Below are 17,133 nucleotides of genomic sequence, written 5' to 3'. Positions count from 1 at the left end.
CGGTGAAAGCTATGCGAATCATATCAATACATATCTACCAATACGGAAAATTTTCAAATCGAACCTTTCACTTTTCCGCCTCGCCTGTCCAATTAATCTACGGATTAAATGAGGCAGGAAAAACGACGATGATGTCATTTATCGAAAGCATGCTGTTTGGTTTTCCGAAATCGAAAAAATATGAACCGAAATCAGGCGGTGTGTATGGCGGTGTTCTTGAGGCTGAACACCCTGAATACGGCGTGATGAAGATTGAACGGGCGAAAGGAACCGCTGAGAAGGTAAGGGTGTACACAGAAACCGGAGAGGTAAAGCAGGAAGATTTTCTGAAGCAGCTGTTCCAGGGTACGGACAGGGCGCTGTACAAAGCCATTTATTCGTTTGACGTATTCGGATTGCAGGAAATTCACGCCTTTAATCGGGACAAGATTGGAGAATTCCTGCTGTTTTCCAGCCTGTTTGGCGCTGAAGCTGTATCAAAGCTTGATTCAAGACTGATGAAGGAAAGCGAAAGGCTCTTTAAACCAAACGGCCGAAACCCTCATTTGAATCAGGAGCTGGAAACGCTGAAACAGCTGGCAGCAAAGCTGAAGCAGGCTGAAGCGGAGGAGGCGGGCTATCATCAGCTACTTGAGGAGAAAAGAACGCTCGAATCCCGTCTTGCTGCTGCTGAAACAGAGCTGAATGAGACTGCGGAACATATTCGAAACATCGACAGAGCCATTGAACTGAAGCCGGTGCTAATCGAAAAAACTGCGTTGGAACAGGCGATTGAACAATATCCGGAGCATGCGGGGCAATTCCCTGCTGACGGGTTACATCGTTTAGAAAAGTATGAATCCCATCTTCATCCGAAATCCGCACAGCTGGAGGCGCTTCGGGTAAAGCTTGCAGAGTTGGACAAACAGCTGCAAAAGCTTAACCCGAATGAGGATATATTGGCGAATGAAGCGCTTATCCTAGAGCTATCATCAGCGTATCATATGTACCAATCCTACGGGGAACAGCTTGCCGCCATCCAGGCTCAGCTGCGTCAGTCCTCTTCACAGGCAGCGGCTGGGCTGGAGCAGCTGAATAAAACAGATGAAAATGAACTGCTGAATATGAACACGTCTTATGACTATGAATGGCAGCTCCAGCAGGCGGTGCGGCATTACGTACAGGCAAGAGACAGAAAAAGACAGCTTGATGAAGCGTTTGAAGCGGCGCGGCGCGAGCTGGAAGACGCTGAAAGGGCAATTCGTGACGTATCTACCGCCATACTTGAAAACAGCCAAAGAAAAGAAAAAGAAGCCGCTCTTAAAGCATATGATGAAGCACAGGGACAGCATCAAGAGCAGATGAAACTGAGGGAACAGCTGAAGTTCTTCGAAAGGCAGCAGGCGAAACAAAAGAAGATCGTGATTGCAGCAGGCATTCTCTTCATGGTTCTCTTTCTGCTGCTGGGGCAATGGATTCCAGCCATATGCGTCGGCGCTGCATTCATGCTGTATGCCTTTACAACTGGCAGAAAGCCGCTATCTTCTGAAGAAGCAAGGGAGAGGGAAGAGCCAGAAATGGATATTTCTCCGCGAGAAGCCGAAGCGATTAGAGAAGCGTTATGGGAGGATGACCGCAATAAACAGCACCTCACATCGTTGCGGGCAGAGCTCCAGCAGAAAGAGGCAGCCTACGAAAGGATCATCCAGCAATTCGAACAGTGGGAGGCCGATATGGCTCCCTCCTTCAGCCAAGCTGAGCAATTCATGAATGAACTCGGATTTAAGGAAGACCCTTCCTTCTTACTGGATGCTTACAATGTAATGAAGGATGTAAAAAAAGTAGTGAAGAAAAAACATGAGCTGACGATCGAAGCCGGGAGATTACAAAAGCATCGGCGGACATTTGAGGAACGCGTCAGAATGCTGCATTCTGGCAAAAACGATTCTCAAACCCTCGTGGCTGATGTCCTTCACGCACTGCGGAAAAATGCGGAACGCGAAAAAGAGATCGAGAAGCAAAAAAGAGAAATTAAAACAGATATCCAATTTCACGAAGAGCAGGTGCTGGAGCTGGAGCAAGAAATACGGTATTTCCAAGCGCAGATCGAACAATTATTCACTGAGGCGGGTGCAAAAAACAGAAATGAGTTTTTCGCCATAGCCGACATCAGCAAGAAATTGAAGGATACTGAAATAAGGCTGTATAACGTTAATGCACAGCTTCAAGGTGTCAGCTCAGCAGAACTTCATCTGGCGGACTCCGGCACTCTTTCTGAATTGGAACAAAAACGACTGCAGGAACATGAAAAAAAAGAACGGCTCGATGAGGAGCTGAAACAGCTGCGCGCTCAAATCGCATTGCTTTTGGTCAAACAGGAACAGTTAGAGGCTTCGGGATTGGTCTCAGATCTCAAATTGCAAACTGAAATGCAAAAAGAGCGTGTGAAAGAAGCTGCAAAAAAATGGGCATCGATTCAAATGGTCAGACATGTGATCAGAAACAAAATGGAGCGGCATAAAAAAGTCGGCCTGCCGCGTCTTTTGGAGACGGCTGGAGAATTCTTCCGCCCGCTGACTGACGGCAGCTATCAATCGATTTATTTTTCCGAAACAGATGATTCCATCATGGTTATGAACAGCGCTGGAACGGTATTTCAGACGGAAGAGCTGTCTCAGGGCACGTGTGAACAGCTGTATACAGCAATTCGTTTCGCTCTGGCCGTTACTCGTCAGGATGGGGCAATGCTGCCATTCCAGCTCGACGACAGCTTTGTCCATTTCGATCAGAAACGTCTGAACCGCGTGCTGGAAATGCTTGCTGTTTTATCAGGAGGAGAACGGCAGATTTTCTATTTTACATGCCATGAACATGTAAAAAATGCGTTTCAAAGTGATCAAATCATCCATTTAGTATCATAAATGAGGTTATATAGCTGAAAATCGGTATGTGATATACTGATATTATGTAAGATACGGAGGGAGCTTTAATAGTATGGCTAAAGGGATTATGCTACATGAGGTTGGCGAACAGGTTGACCAATATCTATTGATCAAATCCTTAACAAAAGGGATTGCAAGCAATGGAAAACCGTTTTTAACTCTGATGCTTCAAGACCAGTCAGGTGATATTGAAGCCAAGCTGTGGGATGCCAAGCAAAGTGATGAAGTAACCTATGCGCCGCAGACGATTGTTAAGGTTGTGGGGGATGTCCACCATTACCGCGGGCGCACCCAGCTGAAGCTGAGAAATATCAGACCGGTAAGCGAGAATGAAAACGTCAATATTGATGATTTTTTGGAAACTGCGCCGATTCCGAAAAATGAAATGCTGGATACCATCACTCAATATATATTTGAAATGAAAAATCCAAATATCCAGCGGATAACAAGATATTTGGTCAAAAAGCACGAAGCAGAATTTATGGATTATCCGGCGGCTACGAAAAATCATCACGAGTTTGTCTCAGGTTTAGCGTATCACGTCGTCTCTATGCTGAATCTGGCAAAAGCAATTGCTGATTTATATCCGTCTCTTGACCGTGATCTTCTTTATGCAGGAGTTATCCTTCACGATCTCGGAAAAGTGAAAGAGCTGTCCGGGCCCGTTTCCACTTCCTATACAGTAGAAGGCAATCTGCTCGGCCATATTTCCATTATGGTCACAGAGCTGTCAAAAGCGGCTGAGGAGCTTCAAATCGATTCTGAAGAGGTGTTGATTCTTCAGCACTTGATCCTGAGCCATCACGGCAAAGCAGAATGGGGCAGCCCAAAACCGCCGATGGTAAAAGAAGCGGAAATTTTGCACTATATTGATAATCTGGATGCGAAAATGAATATGATGGACAGAGCGCTGGAGCGCGTGAAGCCGGGTGAGTACACTGAACGTGTATTTGCACTTGAAAACCGTTCCTTTTATAAACCGACTTTTCATCAATAATCAAAAAGGACTGATGCTGACATGTTCAGCTCAGTCCTTTTTTACATGCTTTTCCCGCTCATAACCTGTCTCATTCCTGCATAAGGTTAAAAATAAAGAATCTATGCAAAAGGGGGAGAAGCCCGTGTTGTTTTTTCCATGGTGGGTATATCTTTGTATTGTGGGTATCATTTTCAGTGCATATAAGCTGGTGTCAGCAGCCAAAGAGGAAGATAAGTTAGACCAGTCTTTTATTGAAAAAGAAGGTCAGATTTATATTGAAAGGATGGAAAAAGAAAAAGAACGCCGCACGTCCCAGCAGCGTGAGGAAGAAAACCAAAATCATTCCATCGCATAAAAAAAGCTGCGCAGCTCCGGTGAGCCTGCACAGCTTTTTTTTATTATTTAGAACTGTTTGAAGGACTGCTAGTAGAAGCAGAAGTGTTAAATGTATCCTTCAAATCTTTATCCTTCACATCGATGTCAGCTTTTTTCATTACTTTTTGAACGGCTGCTTGCACAGCTGTATTGTCATTAAGTTTTTGCTCAAGAACTTCAGATTTCAGCTCTTTTTTCATATCTTCATATTTTCCGCGTTCTTCAGTCTTTTTGATGATATGGTAGCCATATTGTGTTTTCACAGGATCACTGACTTCGCCAGTTTTTAATTTGAATGCAGCTTTGCTGAATTCAGCGACCATACCGTCTTTCGCAAACCAGCCAAGGTCCCCGCCTTGTGAAGCAGAGTTGTCTGTAGAGTATTCTTTCGCAAGGTCTTCAAATTTCTCGCCTTTTTTCAGCTTTTTCTCCACTTCTTCAGCTGTCTTTTTATCAGCGACAAGGATGTGGCTTGCGCGGATTTTATTTTTTAAGCCTTCCCAGTATTCTTTTATATCGTCATCTGTAACCTTGATGTTATCTTTAGCTGCTTTTTGTGTAAGTAATTCAAATTTAACTTGTTCTTTAAGGTAATCTTTTCCATATTGATCTTCTAACGCAGTATATTGATCCCCGAGCTGTGTTTTGTATTCTTTCAGCTTGTTGTCAATTTCTTTATCTGATACTTTGTATTTCTTGTCCAAAACTTTTTCTTGCACCAGCTGAGTCAGGACGCTCGCTCCAGCTTGTTTTTTCATGTTTGTGTAAAGTTCGCCTTTTGTTACATCGCCTGCGTCTGTTTTTGCGATGACTTCTTTGTCGCCGCTGCTGCAAGCACTGAGAGCGAGGATGCTTGTAGCAGTGATAGCTGCTATTGCGATTTTCTTCATTGTTTCAAACACTCCTAATCATTCCAAATTGAATTGCCTATGCGTATCATAACATATTGTGGCTTTCTGTAAAAAGATTTTAAATAAAGGGCATTCGTCTAGTCAAACTTTTCCTGATGACATACAAATATATTGATCAAGAAAAGGAGGTATGTAACATGAGCGGAGGATATTCAAACGGTTTCGCTTTGCTTGTTGTACTGTTCATTTTGCTTATCATTGTAGGTGCAGCTTACATCTACTAAGCGGCAAAAGGGATCGCTTGTTGAATAAGCGATCCTTTGCTTTCACAAGCGCCTAATCGTTTCATCAATTAACTGCATAAGATGTAATTGGAAAATAAAGCTTTTTACAGGAGGTGCTTTTTAAGATGGGTGAAGTATTTGCAGGCGGTTTCGCTTTATTGGTCGTCTTATTTATCTTGTTGATTATCATCGGCGCTTCTTGGCTTTACTAATCAATGCAAAAAAGCATAGCTGCCGGTTCTAGCGAGACCGGCAGCTATGCTTTCTTTACTTCCTTCATATTTAAACAGTAAAGGATATCTCCACAAATGAAGAGATCAGTAAAATTAATATACATACATTGATAAATCGAAATACCTTATCCTGGCGCTCTTCAGGAATCTCTCTGACAAGGCATAATGTATTGGTGAGCCTGTTTATAAAGTAAACAATAAACAAGGCAGTCACGATAAAATAGAATAAAATGATGGGAGATTCCCCCTCTCTCTGAACTGCTCCCATATTACATTACCAAATATTTATCAAAAAAGATAGAATGTAAACTGAAAAATCGGCACAGCGCCAAGCGTCCGCTACTTTTCGACCAAAATATCCAAGCCGTCTGCTTCCTGATCGATAAAGCATGCTTTCGGTGCTTGCATCAGCTTCAGAGCCAGCAAAAAATCAGGCAGACAGTAGCCTGCATGAATGCCTGAAATCATGCAGAAGTAATGGGCGTGATTCGGAAACGCCAGCGCGGCGTAAAATAATACAGGTGTTATCAGCATAAAAGGGCTTAACAGTGAAATCAGCATCGTCGTTTTCGGTATTCGTTTCCACGTTCGCATACGCCATATATAAATCTTTTTTTCTATTTTTCTTTTTTTGCAGATGATCGGCAGGACATGGATGACTTTATGTACAAATAAAATAACGACGAGCAAAACGCCGAACAGCGGTACATATTCATCGCTCAAGCTTGTTTTAGGCCGCAACAGCTCAAATGCTAAGAAGTTAGATATAAAAACCATAATCATGAAACACACAGCAATCAATATTATGCGAACGGCACCATAATCTTTCATCAGATTTATGGTTTTCCAGCAATTCATCAAAGTCATCCTTCCGTACATCTTGAATAGAATCTCAAAATAATTTACTCCTCCCAAGAAAAAAAATCAATGCTTTTTTAAGAAAAAATATCTTTCAATAGGTATTTTTTTGAAAGGAGCAAACAATCTATGAAATATGGGGTTAGAACTTTCTTCTCAGTGAATTATCAGCTAAAATAAGATTAAAGATAGAAAGAAGTGGTGTGGATGGATTCGATGGATCATCGCATTGAGCGATTGGAATATTACATACAATTATTAGTGAAAACAGTGGATATGGACAGGTACCCTTTCTATGCGCTGCTGATTGATAAAGGGCTGAGCAGAGAAGAAGGGGAAGAGGTTGTGCGCATATGCGGTGAATTGTCGGAGGAGCTGGCAGCACAAAAAGCGCAAGGATTTGTAACCTTTGATAAGCTCCTTGCGCTTTTTGCCGGACAGCTGAACGAAAAATTAGATGTTCATGAAACGATTTTTGCCCTGTATGAGCAGGGGCTTTATAAAGAACTGATGGAAGTTTTTATAGACATTATCAGACACTTTGATTAACTGTTTACAGGTTCAAGTTCTTCGGCTGATTCATCCGCAGCAGTGTCCGTTGCTTTTTTCTTCAGTTTTCCGTTTACGCTTTCAAAGTCGTTGTCGATATTTGTGAGTGATGTTTCAAAGATTTCCATAAAATCATCGCCGTATATATGGCGGATCATACACATCATTTCTGCCACTTCAGGGAACTTTCCGAATAAATGATACAGAGGCTGTGACCCTTTAAAAACCGCGTTGCGCGTCGGATCAAATTCTTCAAGCAAGCTCCAGAATACCTCAGTTCCTTCCTCAGTCAGCTGAACATAAGTGTTTCGTTTATCGTTCAGCCGTTTTGAAAACCTTAAATACCCGCGTTCCTCAAGCTTTTTTGAAAAGTTAAATGCCGTTGAAACGTGCATGACTCCGAACTTTGCAATTTCAGAAATGGAAGCTCCATTCAGCTGATAAGCAATCCATAAAATATGGTGCTCATTAATATTCAGGTCATACGGTTTGAGCCATTGCTGCCAATCCTTCTCAATCGATTTCCAAAGAGCTTTGCTAAGCTGAGCCATTTTCTGGGTGAAGACCAGAGCCTCTTTCACATCATAAGGCGGTTCCACTTGATTCATTACGTCACCTGCTTCTCTTTATCTTTTTCTCTATTATGCCAATAAAATAAAGATTAATAAAGATGAAAATGTAAGAATTTTTTAATAAATTCTTGAGCCGTTGCTAGGAAAGGCTTTTGCGAATAAAAAAAGTGCAGGTCATGTTATGACCCGCACTTTTTTCCTTTGAATAGGATATTAGTTTTGTAAGGTTTTCTCCAGCTGTTTGATTTTTTCTTCAATATCGGCGATTTCTTTTTGAAGATCCTGCTGATGAGGTTTGATCTCTTCCTGCCATTTTTTAATTGAGGTTTGCAGTTCACCGCTCACGTCTTTAATGACATCTGCACTTTCTTTTGCCGCTTTCACTAGCTGGTCCTTTAAAGTTAAGCCGTCTGATTTTAAGCGCTTGATCGTTTCTTCAAAAGAATCGCAATTGGTTTTGATTTTTTCACGCAGCTGTTTGCCTGAAGAAGGTGCTGATAGAAGAACTGCAGCACCACCGATGATGCCGCCCACGAATAGTCCTGTTAATAGAGAACGTCCGTCCGCCATTAAAATCACCCCGTTTTTTTCTTGAAATATGATACGTGCAGCTTTTTCAATTTTGTTCGAAGAATGAACTTCTATACATAGCTTGCTTTATTTTAGCATATTTTTTAAGTGAAAAGGAGGGAGAAGGTTGTCTGTCTTTATGATTGTGTTATCCTGCATCACCCTTGCCTTTGCAACAGGCGCCATTTACTATATCAGACTTCTCAGCCAGGCTGCTTCTTATCCGCCGAAGAAAGTCATCCGGCAGAAAGCGCTTGTTTGTTCAACCGGAACCGCCTTTACACTATGTCTTATCTTTTTCACAAAACTCCTCGCTTAAAACATGCTGACATGCTGCGGGCTCTTTTTTTAAAAAAACCTCTCCCGGAAGCGGAAGAGGTTTTGTGTCACATTTATTTTGCAGCTTCCATAAAACTTGAGCGTCTTAAAATGGTTTGCACAATCGGATACATTATGATCATGGCAATTGTATTCAATACAGCTGCCGGAAGAACGACTGCGGCAAATAATGCGGCGAAACCGCCAGGCAAACCGACGATAAATAAAGCTGACGTTAAAAATACAGTTCCTGATAAGATGGTGCCGATGACTGTCAGCACTGCGGCTGCAGCTGTTTTATGGCTCTTTCTGACCAGAAGGAACAGGAAGAAAAACAGAAACGCTGATACAGGTTTGTCAATGATATTCGGAATCTGTCCGGCCGGAAATGCGGTTGTAAGAGCTGAAATGATTCCGGTCACAATCCCGATAACGAGTACATTTTGCACCCGCGGGAACAGAAGGATGCCCATAAACATCATGATCAGCATCATATCTGGTTTCATCCCGCCTAAAAAGGGCGGAATAATGGAATGGAGCGCTGCGCCGATTGCGGCAAACAGAGCCATAATGACTAACTCTTTTGTTTTCATAACTATGCTCTCCTCTGCTAAGCTTTTTGCCCTCCAATAATATGCTCATCATTTATTGCGAAGGCTTAAAGAATTTGTTATGCAAACAGTATACCAAACGAATGGTTTGCACAGCCAGACTTTTTACTCATTTTCCTGCTGGAATTTCTTCATGAACGCAGCTAATTTTTCACAGTCTTCCAGTGACACCGCATTATAAATGGAAGCACGGCAGCCTCCTACTGAACGGTGTCCGCCAAGGCCTACCATTTTTGTTTCTTTTGCCTCCTGAACGAACTTTTTCGTTAAACCGTCATCACGGAGCGTAAAGGTAACGTTCATGCATGAACGGCTGTCCTTTCTGGCATGGCCTTTATAGAAGCCATTGCTTTCGTCAATGCAGCTGTAAAGAACCTGTGCTTTTTGTTCGTTGCGCTGTTCAGCGGCTTCAACTCCGCCGTTTTTCTTCAGCCACTCAAGGACGAGGCTCAGCATATAAATGGCAAATGTAGGCGGAGTGTTGTAAAGAGAATCCGCTTTGACATGTGTTGAATATTTAAGGATTTTCGGAACGTTGGCATTTTCATTTTGCAGCCATGATTTTTTCATTACGACAACGGTAACACCTGAAGGACCAAGGTTTTTTTGGGCACCGCCGTAAATGACGTCAAATTTGGATACATCGATTTTTCGGCTTAAAATATCGCTGGACATGTCAGCGACAAGCGGAATTGGAGAATTCGGGAATTCCTGCCACTGTGTGCCGAAAATCGTATTGTTAGATGTAATATGTAAATATGCGCCGTCTTTTATATCTGTAAGGTCAACCTTGGGAATGTAGCTGTAATTGTCTGATTCGCTTGTTGCCGTCACAGATGTGTTTCCGAACAGTTTCGCTTCAGCTAGCGCTTTTTCAGACCAAGCGCCTGTCATCACAAAATGAGCGGTTTTTTTAGGTGTTAAAAAGTTCATCGGAAGCATTGAGAATTGAAGGCTTGCCCCGCCTTGAAGAAACAGAATGTCATAGTCTTCCGGGATGTCCATCAGTTCAATCAGCAAGCTTTTCGCTTTTTGATGCACCGCTTCATATTCTTTGCTGCGGTGGGAAAGCTCCATAACGGACATGCCGGATTCATTAAAATCAATAAACTCTTTCTGTGCTGTTTGCAGAACTTCTAATGGCAGCGCTGCAGGACCTGCGTTAAAATTCGTTGTACGTTCCATCATGATCTCTCCCTGTTTTCCACGTTAATGTAATAAATAATACAATTATCCTATCACAAAAATTCAGTTTTTTTGATAAAAAATTAGAATTATCAAAAGAAAATGACGAATATTTGCGAATTGTTCACAAATAAAAAAACCTCATCTTTATGATGAGGCCAGGCGTTTGGCAATGGATGAAGAAATGTCTTGGAGATCTTCCGGTTTGTAATCATCTGCATGTGTTTTCCACACTGCTCCAAATCCGTCTCCTTTTCCGTAGCGCGGGATAATATGCATATGGTAATGGAAAACAGATTGTCCTGCTTTTTCGCCGTTGTTGTTTAACGTATTTAAGCCGATCGGTTCAAATTCATCCCTGATTGCGCGGGCAATTTTCGGAACGGCGTGAAAATATTGTTTCGCTAATTCGTCTGTAAATTCGTAAACATTTTCAATATGGGTTTTCGGGATAACGAGGGTGTGGCCTTTCGTCACTTGGCTGATATCGAGAAATGCCAGCACATGTTCATCTTCATAAACCTTTGCTGACGGGATTTCGCCGGCGATAATTTTACAAAAGATACAGTTCTCTGCACTATGCATGAGGGTTCCTCCTTATGAAATTGTTTTTTTATGTATAAACTCATCGTACCACAGAAATGAAGAAAATAGAAAACAGGATGAACGGCGGAGCGTTCACCCTGAATGCAGAGGAATCAGCTTTATGAAGAAAATGTGATATGCCTTTGGTAAGCACCTCATTTGTCAATAAAATGAAGACTTGTTTAATGCCTAACGATTCCTGCGATAAACACCTCATTTGATAGTCAGCTTCAGAAATGAAGATTCATCAATTCAGTGAATGCAAAAAGGTTTGAGCATAGGACATGTTATTTTCTATCCAACTGTGCCTAAGACGTCTTTGACAAACACCTCATTTTTCAGTTGATATGCTTTTTCCTCTACAACGATTATATTGTCCAGAAACCTGTCTCTTTATTACAGCAAATTCATCATTTGTTAAAAGGGAATTGTTTCAAATCAGGCTTTGTTTTTGGTACTATGAAGAAAAACAATATAAGGGGAGAAACTATGTCTCTGCTATCGGTAAAAGACTTAACCGGCGGTTATACGAGAAATCCGGTTTTGAAAAACGTGTCATTCGCCCTTGAGCCGAACCAAATTGTCGGTTTAATCGGTTTAAATGGTGCAGGTAAAAGTACAACAATCAGACATATCATCGGGCTGATGGACCCGCATAAAGGATCTATTGAGTTAAACGGGAAAACCTTTGCTGAGGATCGGGAAGGCTATCGGTCCCAATTCACTTATATTCCTGAGACACCCGTCTTATATGAAGAACTGACGCTGATGGAACACCTTGAATTGACGGCGATGGCATACGGCCTTTCAAAAGAAACGATGGAAAAAAGATTGCCGCCGCTGTTAAAGGAATTTCGAATGGAAAAAAGGCTGAAATGGTTCCCGGCGCATTTTTCTAAAGGAATGAAGCAGAAGGTCATGATCATGTGTGCGTTTTTGGCAGAGCCTGCGCTCTACATCATTGATGAGCCGTTTCTGGGACTTGATCCGCTGGCAATCAATGCTCTTCTTGAGCGGATGAATGAAGCGAAGAAAAGTGGGGCGAGCGTACTGATGTCAACGCACATCCTGGCAACGGCGGAGCGCTATTGCGATTCGTTTATCATTTTACATAACGGCGAAGTGCGGGCGCGCGGCACGCTGTCCGAGCTCAGAGAGCAGTTTGGAATGAAGGACGCGGCGCTGGATGATTTGTATCTAGAGCTCACAAAGGAAGACGCTGGCCATGAATAACATGCTGGATATTTGGCAGTCTCGGCTGCAGGAGCATATTAAAGAAACAAGAATGTACATGAAATATATGCTCAACGATCACCTCGTTATCGTTTTGATCTTTTTTATCGCAGGTGCGGCGAGCTGGTACAGCAAATGGGTACGGGACATTCCCGCTCACTTTCCGTCCTTTTGGGTGATGGCCGTTCTGTTTTCACTCGTTTTGACAGGATCTTATGTGCGGACGCTTTTAAAGGAGGCTGACCTTGTCTTCTTATTGCCGCTTGAGGCTAAGATGGAGCCGTATTTGAGACAGGCGTTTGTTTACAGCTATGTGTCCCAGCTGTTTCCGCTGATTGCACTGAGCCTTGTAGCGATGCCGCTTTATTTCGCTGTCACGCCGGGAGCATCGCTCGTGTCGTACGCGGCGGTATTTGTACAGCTTCTGCTGCTGAAAGCGTGGAATCAGGCCTTGGAATGGCGTATGACGTTTCAAAATGATCGAAGCATGAAACAGATGGATCTTGTCATTCGTTTTGCCGCTAATACACTCGTTCTGTATTTTGTTTTTCAGTCTGTTTATGTGTATGCGCTTGTGATCTATATCATTATGGCGGCTCTTTATCTTTATGTGTCTTCCGCTGCAAAAGGAAAAACATTTAAATGGGAAAGCCATATTGAATACGAATTGAGACGCAAGCAGCGTTTTTACCGGATTGCCAACCTATTTACGGATGTGCCGCATTTAAAGAAACAAGCGAAACGGAGAGCGTATCTCGACTTTTTGCTGCGGTTTGTGCCGTTTGAACAGCGTAAAACGTTCGCCTATATGTTTGCCCGCGCGTTTTTGCGTTCAAGTGATTATCTGGGCATTCAAGTCAGATTAACCGTTATTTTCGCGCTGATTATTATGTATGCGTCTGCAAGCCCGATGATCGCAGGGATTTTGACTGTGTTTACCGTCTTTATCACAGGCATTCAGCTTCTGCCGCTGTTTGGCCACTTTGACCATCTGGCGCTTCAAGAGCTATATCCTGTCAAAAAGGAAGCGAAGCTGAAAAGCTATTTCTCTCTATTAAAAACTGCGCTTAGCGTGCAGGCTCTGCTCATGGCAGCGGCCTCTGCATATGCTGCGGGCGCTGCAGGTTTTCTGTACGCGCTGATCGGCTCTGCCGTCTTGATCTTTGTCGTTCTGCCGTCTTACATGACCGCCAGATTAAAAAAACACGGAAAGCTGTGAGCTGAAAAAAGGGGTAGGTCAAATGAGCGAGAATCTGCTGATGCAGGAAGCTCTTCAATGGAAAATGCATTTTTTGCGAAAGGATTCCATGTTTGAACGCTTCTCAAAGCGTGTGCAAACAAAGGTGAATGAACGAATACCTGAAAAAATTCATGCAGCGGTAACTGAAAGCGTGAAAAAAATGGTGGAAGCAACGATGGCAGGATCTAATATCACCACTTATAAGAAGGATACAAGCACGCTTTCACTCAGTGAAAAAAACGAGCTTGCGAAAAAAACGATTGCTTCTTATCAGAAAGTGGCGGCTGCTGAAGGAGTCGGCACCGGGGCGGGCGGCATCTTTTTAGGTATTGCCGATTTCCCGCTGCTGCTTTCCATTAAGATGAAATGTTTATTCACTTTGTCCTCGATATACGGTTTTGATGTGAAGAATGCAGAAGAAAGGATGTTTTTACTTCTTGTATTTCAGCTTGCTTTTTCAAGTGATGACTGCCGCAAATCACTTTTTTCGGTCATTGAAAACTGGGAGACGGAGAAAAAGGATATTGACTGGAGAGTGTTTCAGCAGGAGTATCGCGATTATATTGATGTCGTCAAGCTTTTTCAGCTTTTACCAGGGGTAGGGGCCGCAGTCGGCGGAATTGCCAATTATAAACTGCTTGCTCAGCTTGGAGATACAGCAAGACACGTTTTTCATCTGAGAATATTAAAGGAAACAGCCGGAGAGTAAAACTCCGGCTGTTTTTTTAAGATAAATGGTAAGTGATTGCAGCGCCCACAAGCACTTTTGCAGCAGTCAGCATCGCTTTTTCATTGATATCAAATTTTGGATGGTGGTGGGAAAAGATACGTTCAGGCTGTTCAGGAGCGGCGCCGGTAAAGAAAAAGGTTCCTTTGACATGCTGTAAGTAATAAGAAAAATCTTCGCCGCCCATTTGCGGTTCACCTTGAAGAACCTGATGAACGCCGTCTGTGGCTTTTGCGACGTTTACCAGATGGTCGGTCTCCGCAGGGTGATTGACTACCGCCGGGTAGCCGCGTTCATAGTTGTAGTCATAGGAAGCGCCGTGCATGCTGCACACACCTTTTACAACAGCTTCGATTTCTTTTTCCAGAATGTCGCGGACATTTTCATTAAACGAACGAGCTGTGCCAATGAGAGTTGCATGGTCTGCAATCACATTAAACGGGTTATCAGCCATGAAAGAGCCTGTCGATATGACAGCGGAGTGAATCGGATTGACTTTGCGGCTGACAATATGCTGCAGCGAGGAAACGATTTGCGAGCCGATCAGGACGGCGTCTTTTGTATCATGGGGGTGAGCACCATGGCCGCCCTTTCCGTGAATGCTGATTGTAAATCTGTCAGCTGCGGCCATTACGGCACCGGAGCGGCAGAGAATGGTACCGATCGGCTCAGTCGCCCAAAGATGGGTGCCGAATATGACGTCTGCGTTTTCAAGACAGCCGTCCTCAATCATCGGTTTTGCGCCCCCTGGCGCGTACTCCTCAGCGTGCTGGTGGATCATAATAAATGTTCCTTTCAGATCATGCCTGTTCTGATAAAGCACCTTTCCGACGGCAAGCAGAGCCGCTGTATGGGCGTCATGGCCGCATGCATGCATGACACCGGGCACTTTGGAGGCGTAAGGAACATCTTTTTCATCCTGGATGGGAAGGGCGTCAAAATCGGCCCGCAATGCGACAGCAGGACCGGGCTCGCTGCCTTCAATATAAGCCAAAACTCCATTGCCGCCGACTTTGGTGCGGATCGGGACTCCTAACGATTCGTAATAGGAAGCAATAAAAGCGGCCGTTTTTTCTTCCTGATTGGACAGTTCAGGGTACATATGGAAATGGCGCCTGATTTCCACCATTTCATCGAAACAGCTGTCGAGCTGTTTGTTTATCTCTTTTTGCAGCGTCTTTATGGACAAAGCCGCTTCCCCCTTTTCTAAGCTTTTCCATGATTGTATAGAAAAAGTCTGAATATTTCAACTGGTCGGGTTTCAAAGCATGATCATCGCTGCAATGGTTGTCACCGAAAGTCCGATCACAACGGGGAGGAAGTTCTTTCTGGCAAGCTCAAATGGATCGACCTTGCAAATGGCTGCAGCGGGAATGAGCGCCCATGGAATAAGTGTACCGCCGCCCACCCAGATGGCTGATATTTGCCCGAGTGCGGTCAGGACGGCTGGATCAGCATGGAGAGCGGATGAAAAGAGCTTGGCGATGGAGCCGGCGAGGGAAATGCCTGAAAAACCTGAACCGTCGAGTCCGGTTACGGCTCCAGCGGCAGTCAAGGCTGCGGCGGCAAGCTCCTTAGACATAGGCATGGCGTGGGATAAGGCGATGCCGAGATCATTGACAATGCCGTGTGAATGTTTAGGGAGTTCAGTACCCAAGATGCTCTCATAGCCGGAATCACCAAGATAAAAGAAAGCGGCAATTGGAATGACGGGACCGAAAACCTTAAAGCCGAATTGAAACCCTTCGATAAAATATCCAGTGATTTTTTCAAGCCCTTTCTGTTTATACACAAGGAAATGAACGATCAGCAGGATGCAAATGGCCGATCCGCCAATTAACGCGGTTGCATCATTTCCTTGAAGGTTGAATATGACCATGCACGCGATATCAGCGGCAAATACAAGAGGAATCAAAAGAGCCAGCATTGACCGAAGACGTTTCGGCAAATACATTGAAGTGTCATGTTCTTCTGACATCGGGGAAAAAGAAGCGGGCCGCAATTGTTTTTTGCGTTCACGCTGAATCATAAAGAAAGCCGCAGTTGTTGTGGTCACGCCCATAATCAAAACGAGCGGAATGCTTGCTGAGATGACATCACCGACAGGGATGCCTGCTGCATCAGCTGTCAGTTTTGGCGCTGCCTGAATGACAAAGTCTCCTGAAAGGGCAAAGCCGTGCCCGAATAAATTCATTGCCATGGCGGCAGCGATAGGCGGCAGGCCGGCACGGGCGGCTGCCGGAAGCAGAACGGCGCCGATTAAAGCGACACCCGGCGAAGGCCAGAAGAATAGAGAAATGGCAAACATCAGTCCGCCAATCAGCCAGTATGCAATTACAGGACCTTTAACAAGACGGACAAAGGGAGAAATCATCGCTTCATTTATCCCTGTTTTCGTTAACACATCACTCATAGACACGATAAAACAGATGATGAAAATCGTAGGAAGCAGCTCAGATGCCGCATAGATGAAGCTGTGGAATAAACTGCTGACCGAAGCTGAAAGCGAATGGCTGGCCCATAACGAAATGATGAAAATCCCAAATAACGAAATAAAGGTTGTATCTTTTCGCAGCAGCATAAAAAGAATGATCGCTCCAATAAAAAACACATAAAGAACATGAACAGACATAATCCCGATTTCCATCATTGATCACTCCTTCCGCTTCCTACAGATTATTCATAGGCGGGCGGAAGGTGCCGGGACAGATAGCATCTGACCGCAGATATTACTTCAGATAAGACAGATATGCTTTAGCTGCTCGATCAACTCGTGCTTCAATACTTTTTTAGCCTGCTGCTGATGCTGCGGGTACAGCAAGCCAGTTTTTTCGGTAGGCGATTATGCTTTCCAAAGGCTCTGAATATGAACCGTCCTCACGCGTCATTTCAAAATCGTCAAATCCGAATTGGAAGCCGCAGCACGAGCAGATTTCATAGGAGTGATTCCCTTGGTCATCATATGCCGGTTCTGTCAGCCCTTTAAACCCGCAGACTTGGCTCATCTAGCTTCCCTCCCTTTCGCCATAAAAAAAGCTGCCG

20 protein-coding genes and 1 pseudogene are annotated in these 17,133 nt (G+C 43.8%); 10 read left to right on the top strand and 11 right to left on the bottom strand.

What is annotated here, in order from left to right:
• Positions 1 to 2: 2 nt before the first annotated feature.
• The 3 genes from ACQVGS_RS16800 to yhaL all read left to right on the top strand — a co-directional run bounded on the left by ACQVGS_RS16800 (position 3) and on the right by yhaL (position 4,255).
• Positions 3 to 2,900: an ATP-binding protein gene (locus tag ACQVGS_RS16800; RefSeq protein ID WP_263463612.1), complete on the top strand. Its 2,898-nt coding sequence runs from the start codon at positions 3 to 5 to the stop codon at positions 2,898 to 2,900.
• 73 nt (positions 2,901 to 2,973) lie between these two features.
• The gene (yhaM, locus tag ACQVGS_RS16795; protein ID WP_024120773.1) at positions 2,974 to 3,918 is read left to right on the top strand and encodes a 3'-5' exoribonuclease YhaM; all 945 of its coding nucleotides are present in this window, start codon (positions 2,974 to 2,976) and stop codon (positions 3,916 to 3,918) included.
• A 124-nt stretch (positions 3,919 to 4,042) separates the two neighbouring features.
• Positions 4,043 to 4,255 (top strand): sporulation protein YhaL, encoded by a 213-nt coding sequence (yhaL, locus tag ACQVGS_RS16790; protein WP_010333590.1) that lies wholly within the window; start codon positions 4,043 to 4,045, stop codon positions 4,253 to 4,255.
• A 43-nt stretch (positions 4,256 to 4,298) separates the two neighbouring features.
• On the opposite strand, the gene prsA is transcribed toward yhaL, so the two are convergent.
• Positions 4,299 to 5,165: a peptidylprolyl isomerase PrsA gene (prsA, locus tag ACQVGS_RS16785; protein WP_106020626.1), complete on the bottom strand. Its 867-nt coding sequence runs from the start codon at positions 5,163 to 5,165 to the stop codon at positions 4,299 to 4,301.
• A gap of 158 nt (positions 5,166 to 5,323) precedes the next feature.
• On the opposite strand from prsA, the gene yhzE1 reads away from it, so the two are divergent.
• Positions 5,324 to 5,410 (top strand): sporulation protein YhzE1, encoded by an 87-nt coding sequence (gene yhzE1, locus ACQVGS_RS16780; protein ID WP_003327753.1) that lies wholly within the window; start codon positions 5,324 to 5,326, stop codon positions 5,408 to 5,410.
• Positions 5,411 to 5,535: 125 nt separating this feature from the next.
• Entirely contained in the window at positions 5,536 to 5,622 is an 87-nt protein-coding gene (gene yhzE2 / locus ACQVGS_RS16775; protein ID WP_003155248.1) for a sporulation protein YhzE2, read from the top strand.
• A 70-nt stretch (positions 5,623 to 5,692) separates the two neighbouring features.
• Here yhzE2 and ACQVGS_RS16770 read toward each other — a convergent pair whose 3' ends face one another.
• Positions 5,693 to 5,911 carry a hypothetical protein gene (locus tag ACQVGS_RS16770; RefSeq protein WP_081638266.1) on the bottom strand — a complete coding sequence of 73 codons (219 nt, stop codon included), beginning with the start codon at positions 5,909 to 5,911 and terminating at the stop codon, positions 5,693 to 5,695.
• A 71-nt stretch (positions 5,912 to 5,982) separates the two neighbouring features.
• The gene (locus ACQVGS_RS16765) at positions 5,983 to 6,501 is read right to left on the bottom strand and encodes a DUF3267 domain-containing protein (RefSeq protein ID WP_024120775.1); all 519 of its coding nucleotides are present in this window, start codon (positions 6,499 to 6,501) and stop codon (positions 5,983 to 5,985) included.
• A gap of 207 nt (positions 6,502 to 6,708) precedes the next feature.
• On the opposite strand from ACQVGS_RS16765, the gene ACQVGS_RS16760 reads away from it, so the two are divergent.
• Positions 6,709 to 7,050, top strand: a complete 342-nt coding sequence (locus tag ACQVGS_RS16760) for a YhaI family protein (protein ID WP_024120776.1) — start codon at positions 6,709 to 6,711, stop codon at positions 7,048 to 7,050.
• Here ACQVGS_RS16760 and ACQVGS_RS16755 read toward each other — a convergent pair.
• Positions 7,047 to 7,658, bottom strand: coding sequence for an HTH-type transcriptional regulator Hpr (locus ACQVGS_RS16755; RefSeq protein WP_024120777.1), 612 nt, complete (start codon positions 7,656 to 7,658; stop codon positions 7,047 to 7,049). The two genes, ACQVGS_RS16760 and ACQVGS_RS16755, sit on opposite strands and share 4 nt — an antisense overlap.
• 177 nt (positions 7,659 to 7,835) lie before the next feature.
• Entirely contained in the window at positions 7,836 to 8,192 is a 357-nt protein-coding gene (locus tag ACQVGS_RS16750; protein WP_024120778.1) for a YtxH domain-containing protein, read from the bottom strand.
• 127 nt (positions 8,193 to 8,319) lie between these two features.
• Here ACQVGS_RS16750 and yhzF point away from each other — a divergent pair, with 127 nt between their 5' ends.
• A complete protein-coding gene (gene yhzF, locus ACQVGS_RS16745; protein WP_024120779.1) occupies positions 8,320 to 8,511 on the top strand; it encodes a membrane protein YhzF in 192 nt (63 codons plus the stop codon).
• A gap of 73 nt (positions 8,512 to 8,584) precedes the next feature.
• Here the strand turns inward: yhzF and trpP are convergent, their stop codons facing one another.
• The 3 genes from trpP to ACQVGS_RS16730 all read right to left on the bottom strand — a co-directional run bounded on the left by trpP (position 8,585) and on the right by ACQVGS_RS16730 (position 10,891).
• Positions 8,585 to 9,103 carry a tryptophan transporter TrpP gene (gene trpP, locus ACQVGS_RS16740; protein ID WP_188323656.1) on the bottom strand — a complete coding sequence of 173 codons (519 nt, stop codon included), beginning with the start codon at positions 9,101 to 9,103 and terminating at the stop codon, positions 8,585 to 8,587.
• A 123-nt stretch (positions 9,104 to 9,226) separates the two neighbouring features.
• Positions 9,227 to 10,306 carry a phosphoserine transaminase gene (gene serC, locus ACQVGS_RS16735; RefSeq protein WP_188323803.1) on the bottom strand — a complete coding sequence of 360 codons (1,080 nt, stop codon included), beginning with the start codon at positions 10,304 to 10,306 and terminating at the stop codon, positions 9,227 to 9,229.
• A gap of 147 nt (positions 10,307 to 10,453) precedes the next feature.
• On the bottom strand, positions 10,454 to 10,891 hold the full coding sequence (locus tag ACQVGS_RS16730; RefSeq protein ID WP_003327743.1) for an HIT family protein: 438 nt from the start codon (positions 10,889 to 10,891) through the stop codon (positions 10,454 to 10,456).
• Between the two features lie 489 nt (positions 10,892 to 11,380).
• Between ACQVGS_RS16730 and ecsA the strand changes: the two genes are divergently transcribed.
• From ecsA to ACQVGS_RS16715, 3 genes are read left to right on the top strand one after another with little or no spacing between them, the layout of a single operon-like run.
• Entirely contained in the window at positions 11,381 to 12,124 is a 744-nt protein-coding gene (gene ecsA / locus ACQVGS_RS16725) for an ABC transporter ATP-binding protein EcsA (RefSeq protein WP_188323657.1), read from the top strand.
• Complete coding sequence (locus ACQVGS_RS16720; protein WP_103672387.1) at positions 12,117 to 13,343, top strand: ABC transporter permease; 1,227 nt, start codon at positions 12,117 to 12,119, stop codon at positions 13,341 to 13,343. The genes ecsA and ACQVGS_RS16720 overlap by 8 nt, the downstream gene beginning before the upstream one ends.
• A gap of 22 nt (positions 13,344 to 13,365) precedes the next feature.
• Positions 13,366 to 14,073 (top strand): EcsC family protein, encoded by a 708-nt coding sequence (locus ACQVGS_RS16715; RefSeq protein ID WP_024120784.1) that lies wholly within the window; start codon positions 13,366 to 13,368, stop codon positions 14,071 to 14,073.
• 16 nt (positions 14,074 to 14,089) lie between these two features.
• Here ACQVGS_RS16715 and ACQVGS_RS16710 read toward each other — a convergent pair whose 3' ends face one another.
• From ACQVGS_RS16710 to ACQVGS_RS16700, 3 genes and pseudogenes are all read right to left on the bottom strand, one after another.
• Positions 14,090 to 15,280: a M20 family metallopeptidase gene (locus tag ACQVGS_RS16710; RefSeq protein WP_188323658.1), complete on the bottom strand. Its 1,191-nt coding sequence runs from the start codon at positions 15,278 to 15,280 to the stop codon at positions 14,090 to 14,092.
• A 72-nt stretch (positions 15,281 to 15,352) separates the two neighbouring features.
• On the bottom strand, positions 15,353 to 16,741 hold the full coding sequence (locus ACQVGS_RS16705) for a hypothetical protein (RefSeq protein WP_151174882.1): 1,389 nt from the start codon (positions 16,739 to 16,741) through the stop codon (positions 15,353 to 15,355).
• An 84-nt stretch (positions 16,742 to 16,825) separates the two neighbouring features.
• A pseudogene (locus ACQVGS_RS16700) lies at positions 16,826 to 17,096 on the bottom strand (hypothetical protein).
• Positions 17,097 to 17,133 lie beyond the last annotated feature (37 nt).

Source organism: Bacillus sp. SD127 (assembly GCF_058566445.1).
This window is presented reverse-complemented; position numbering and strand designations above follow the sequence as displayed.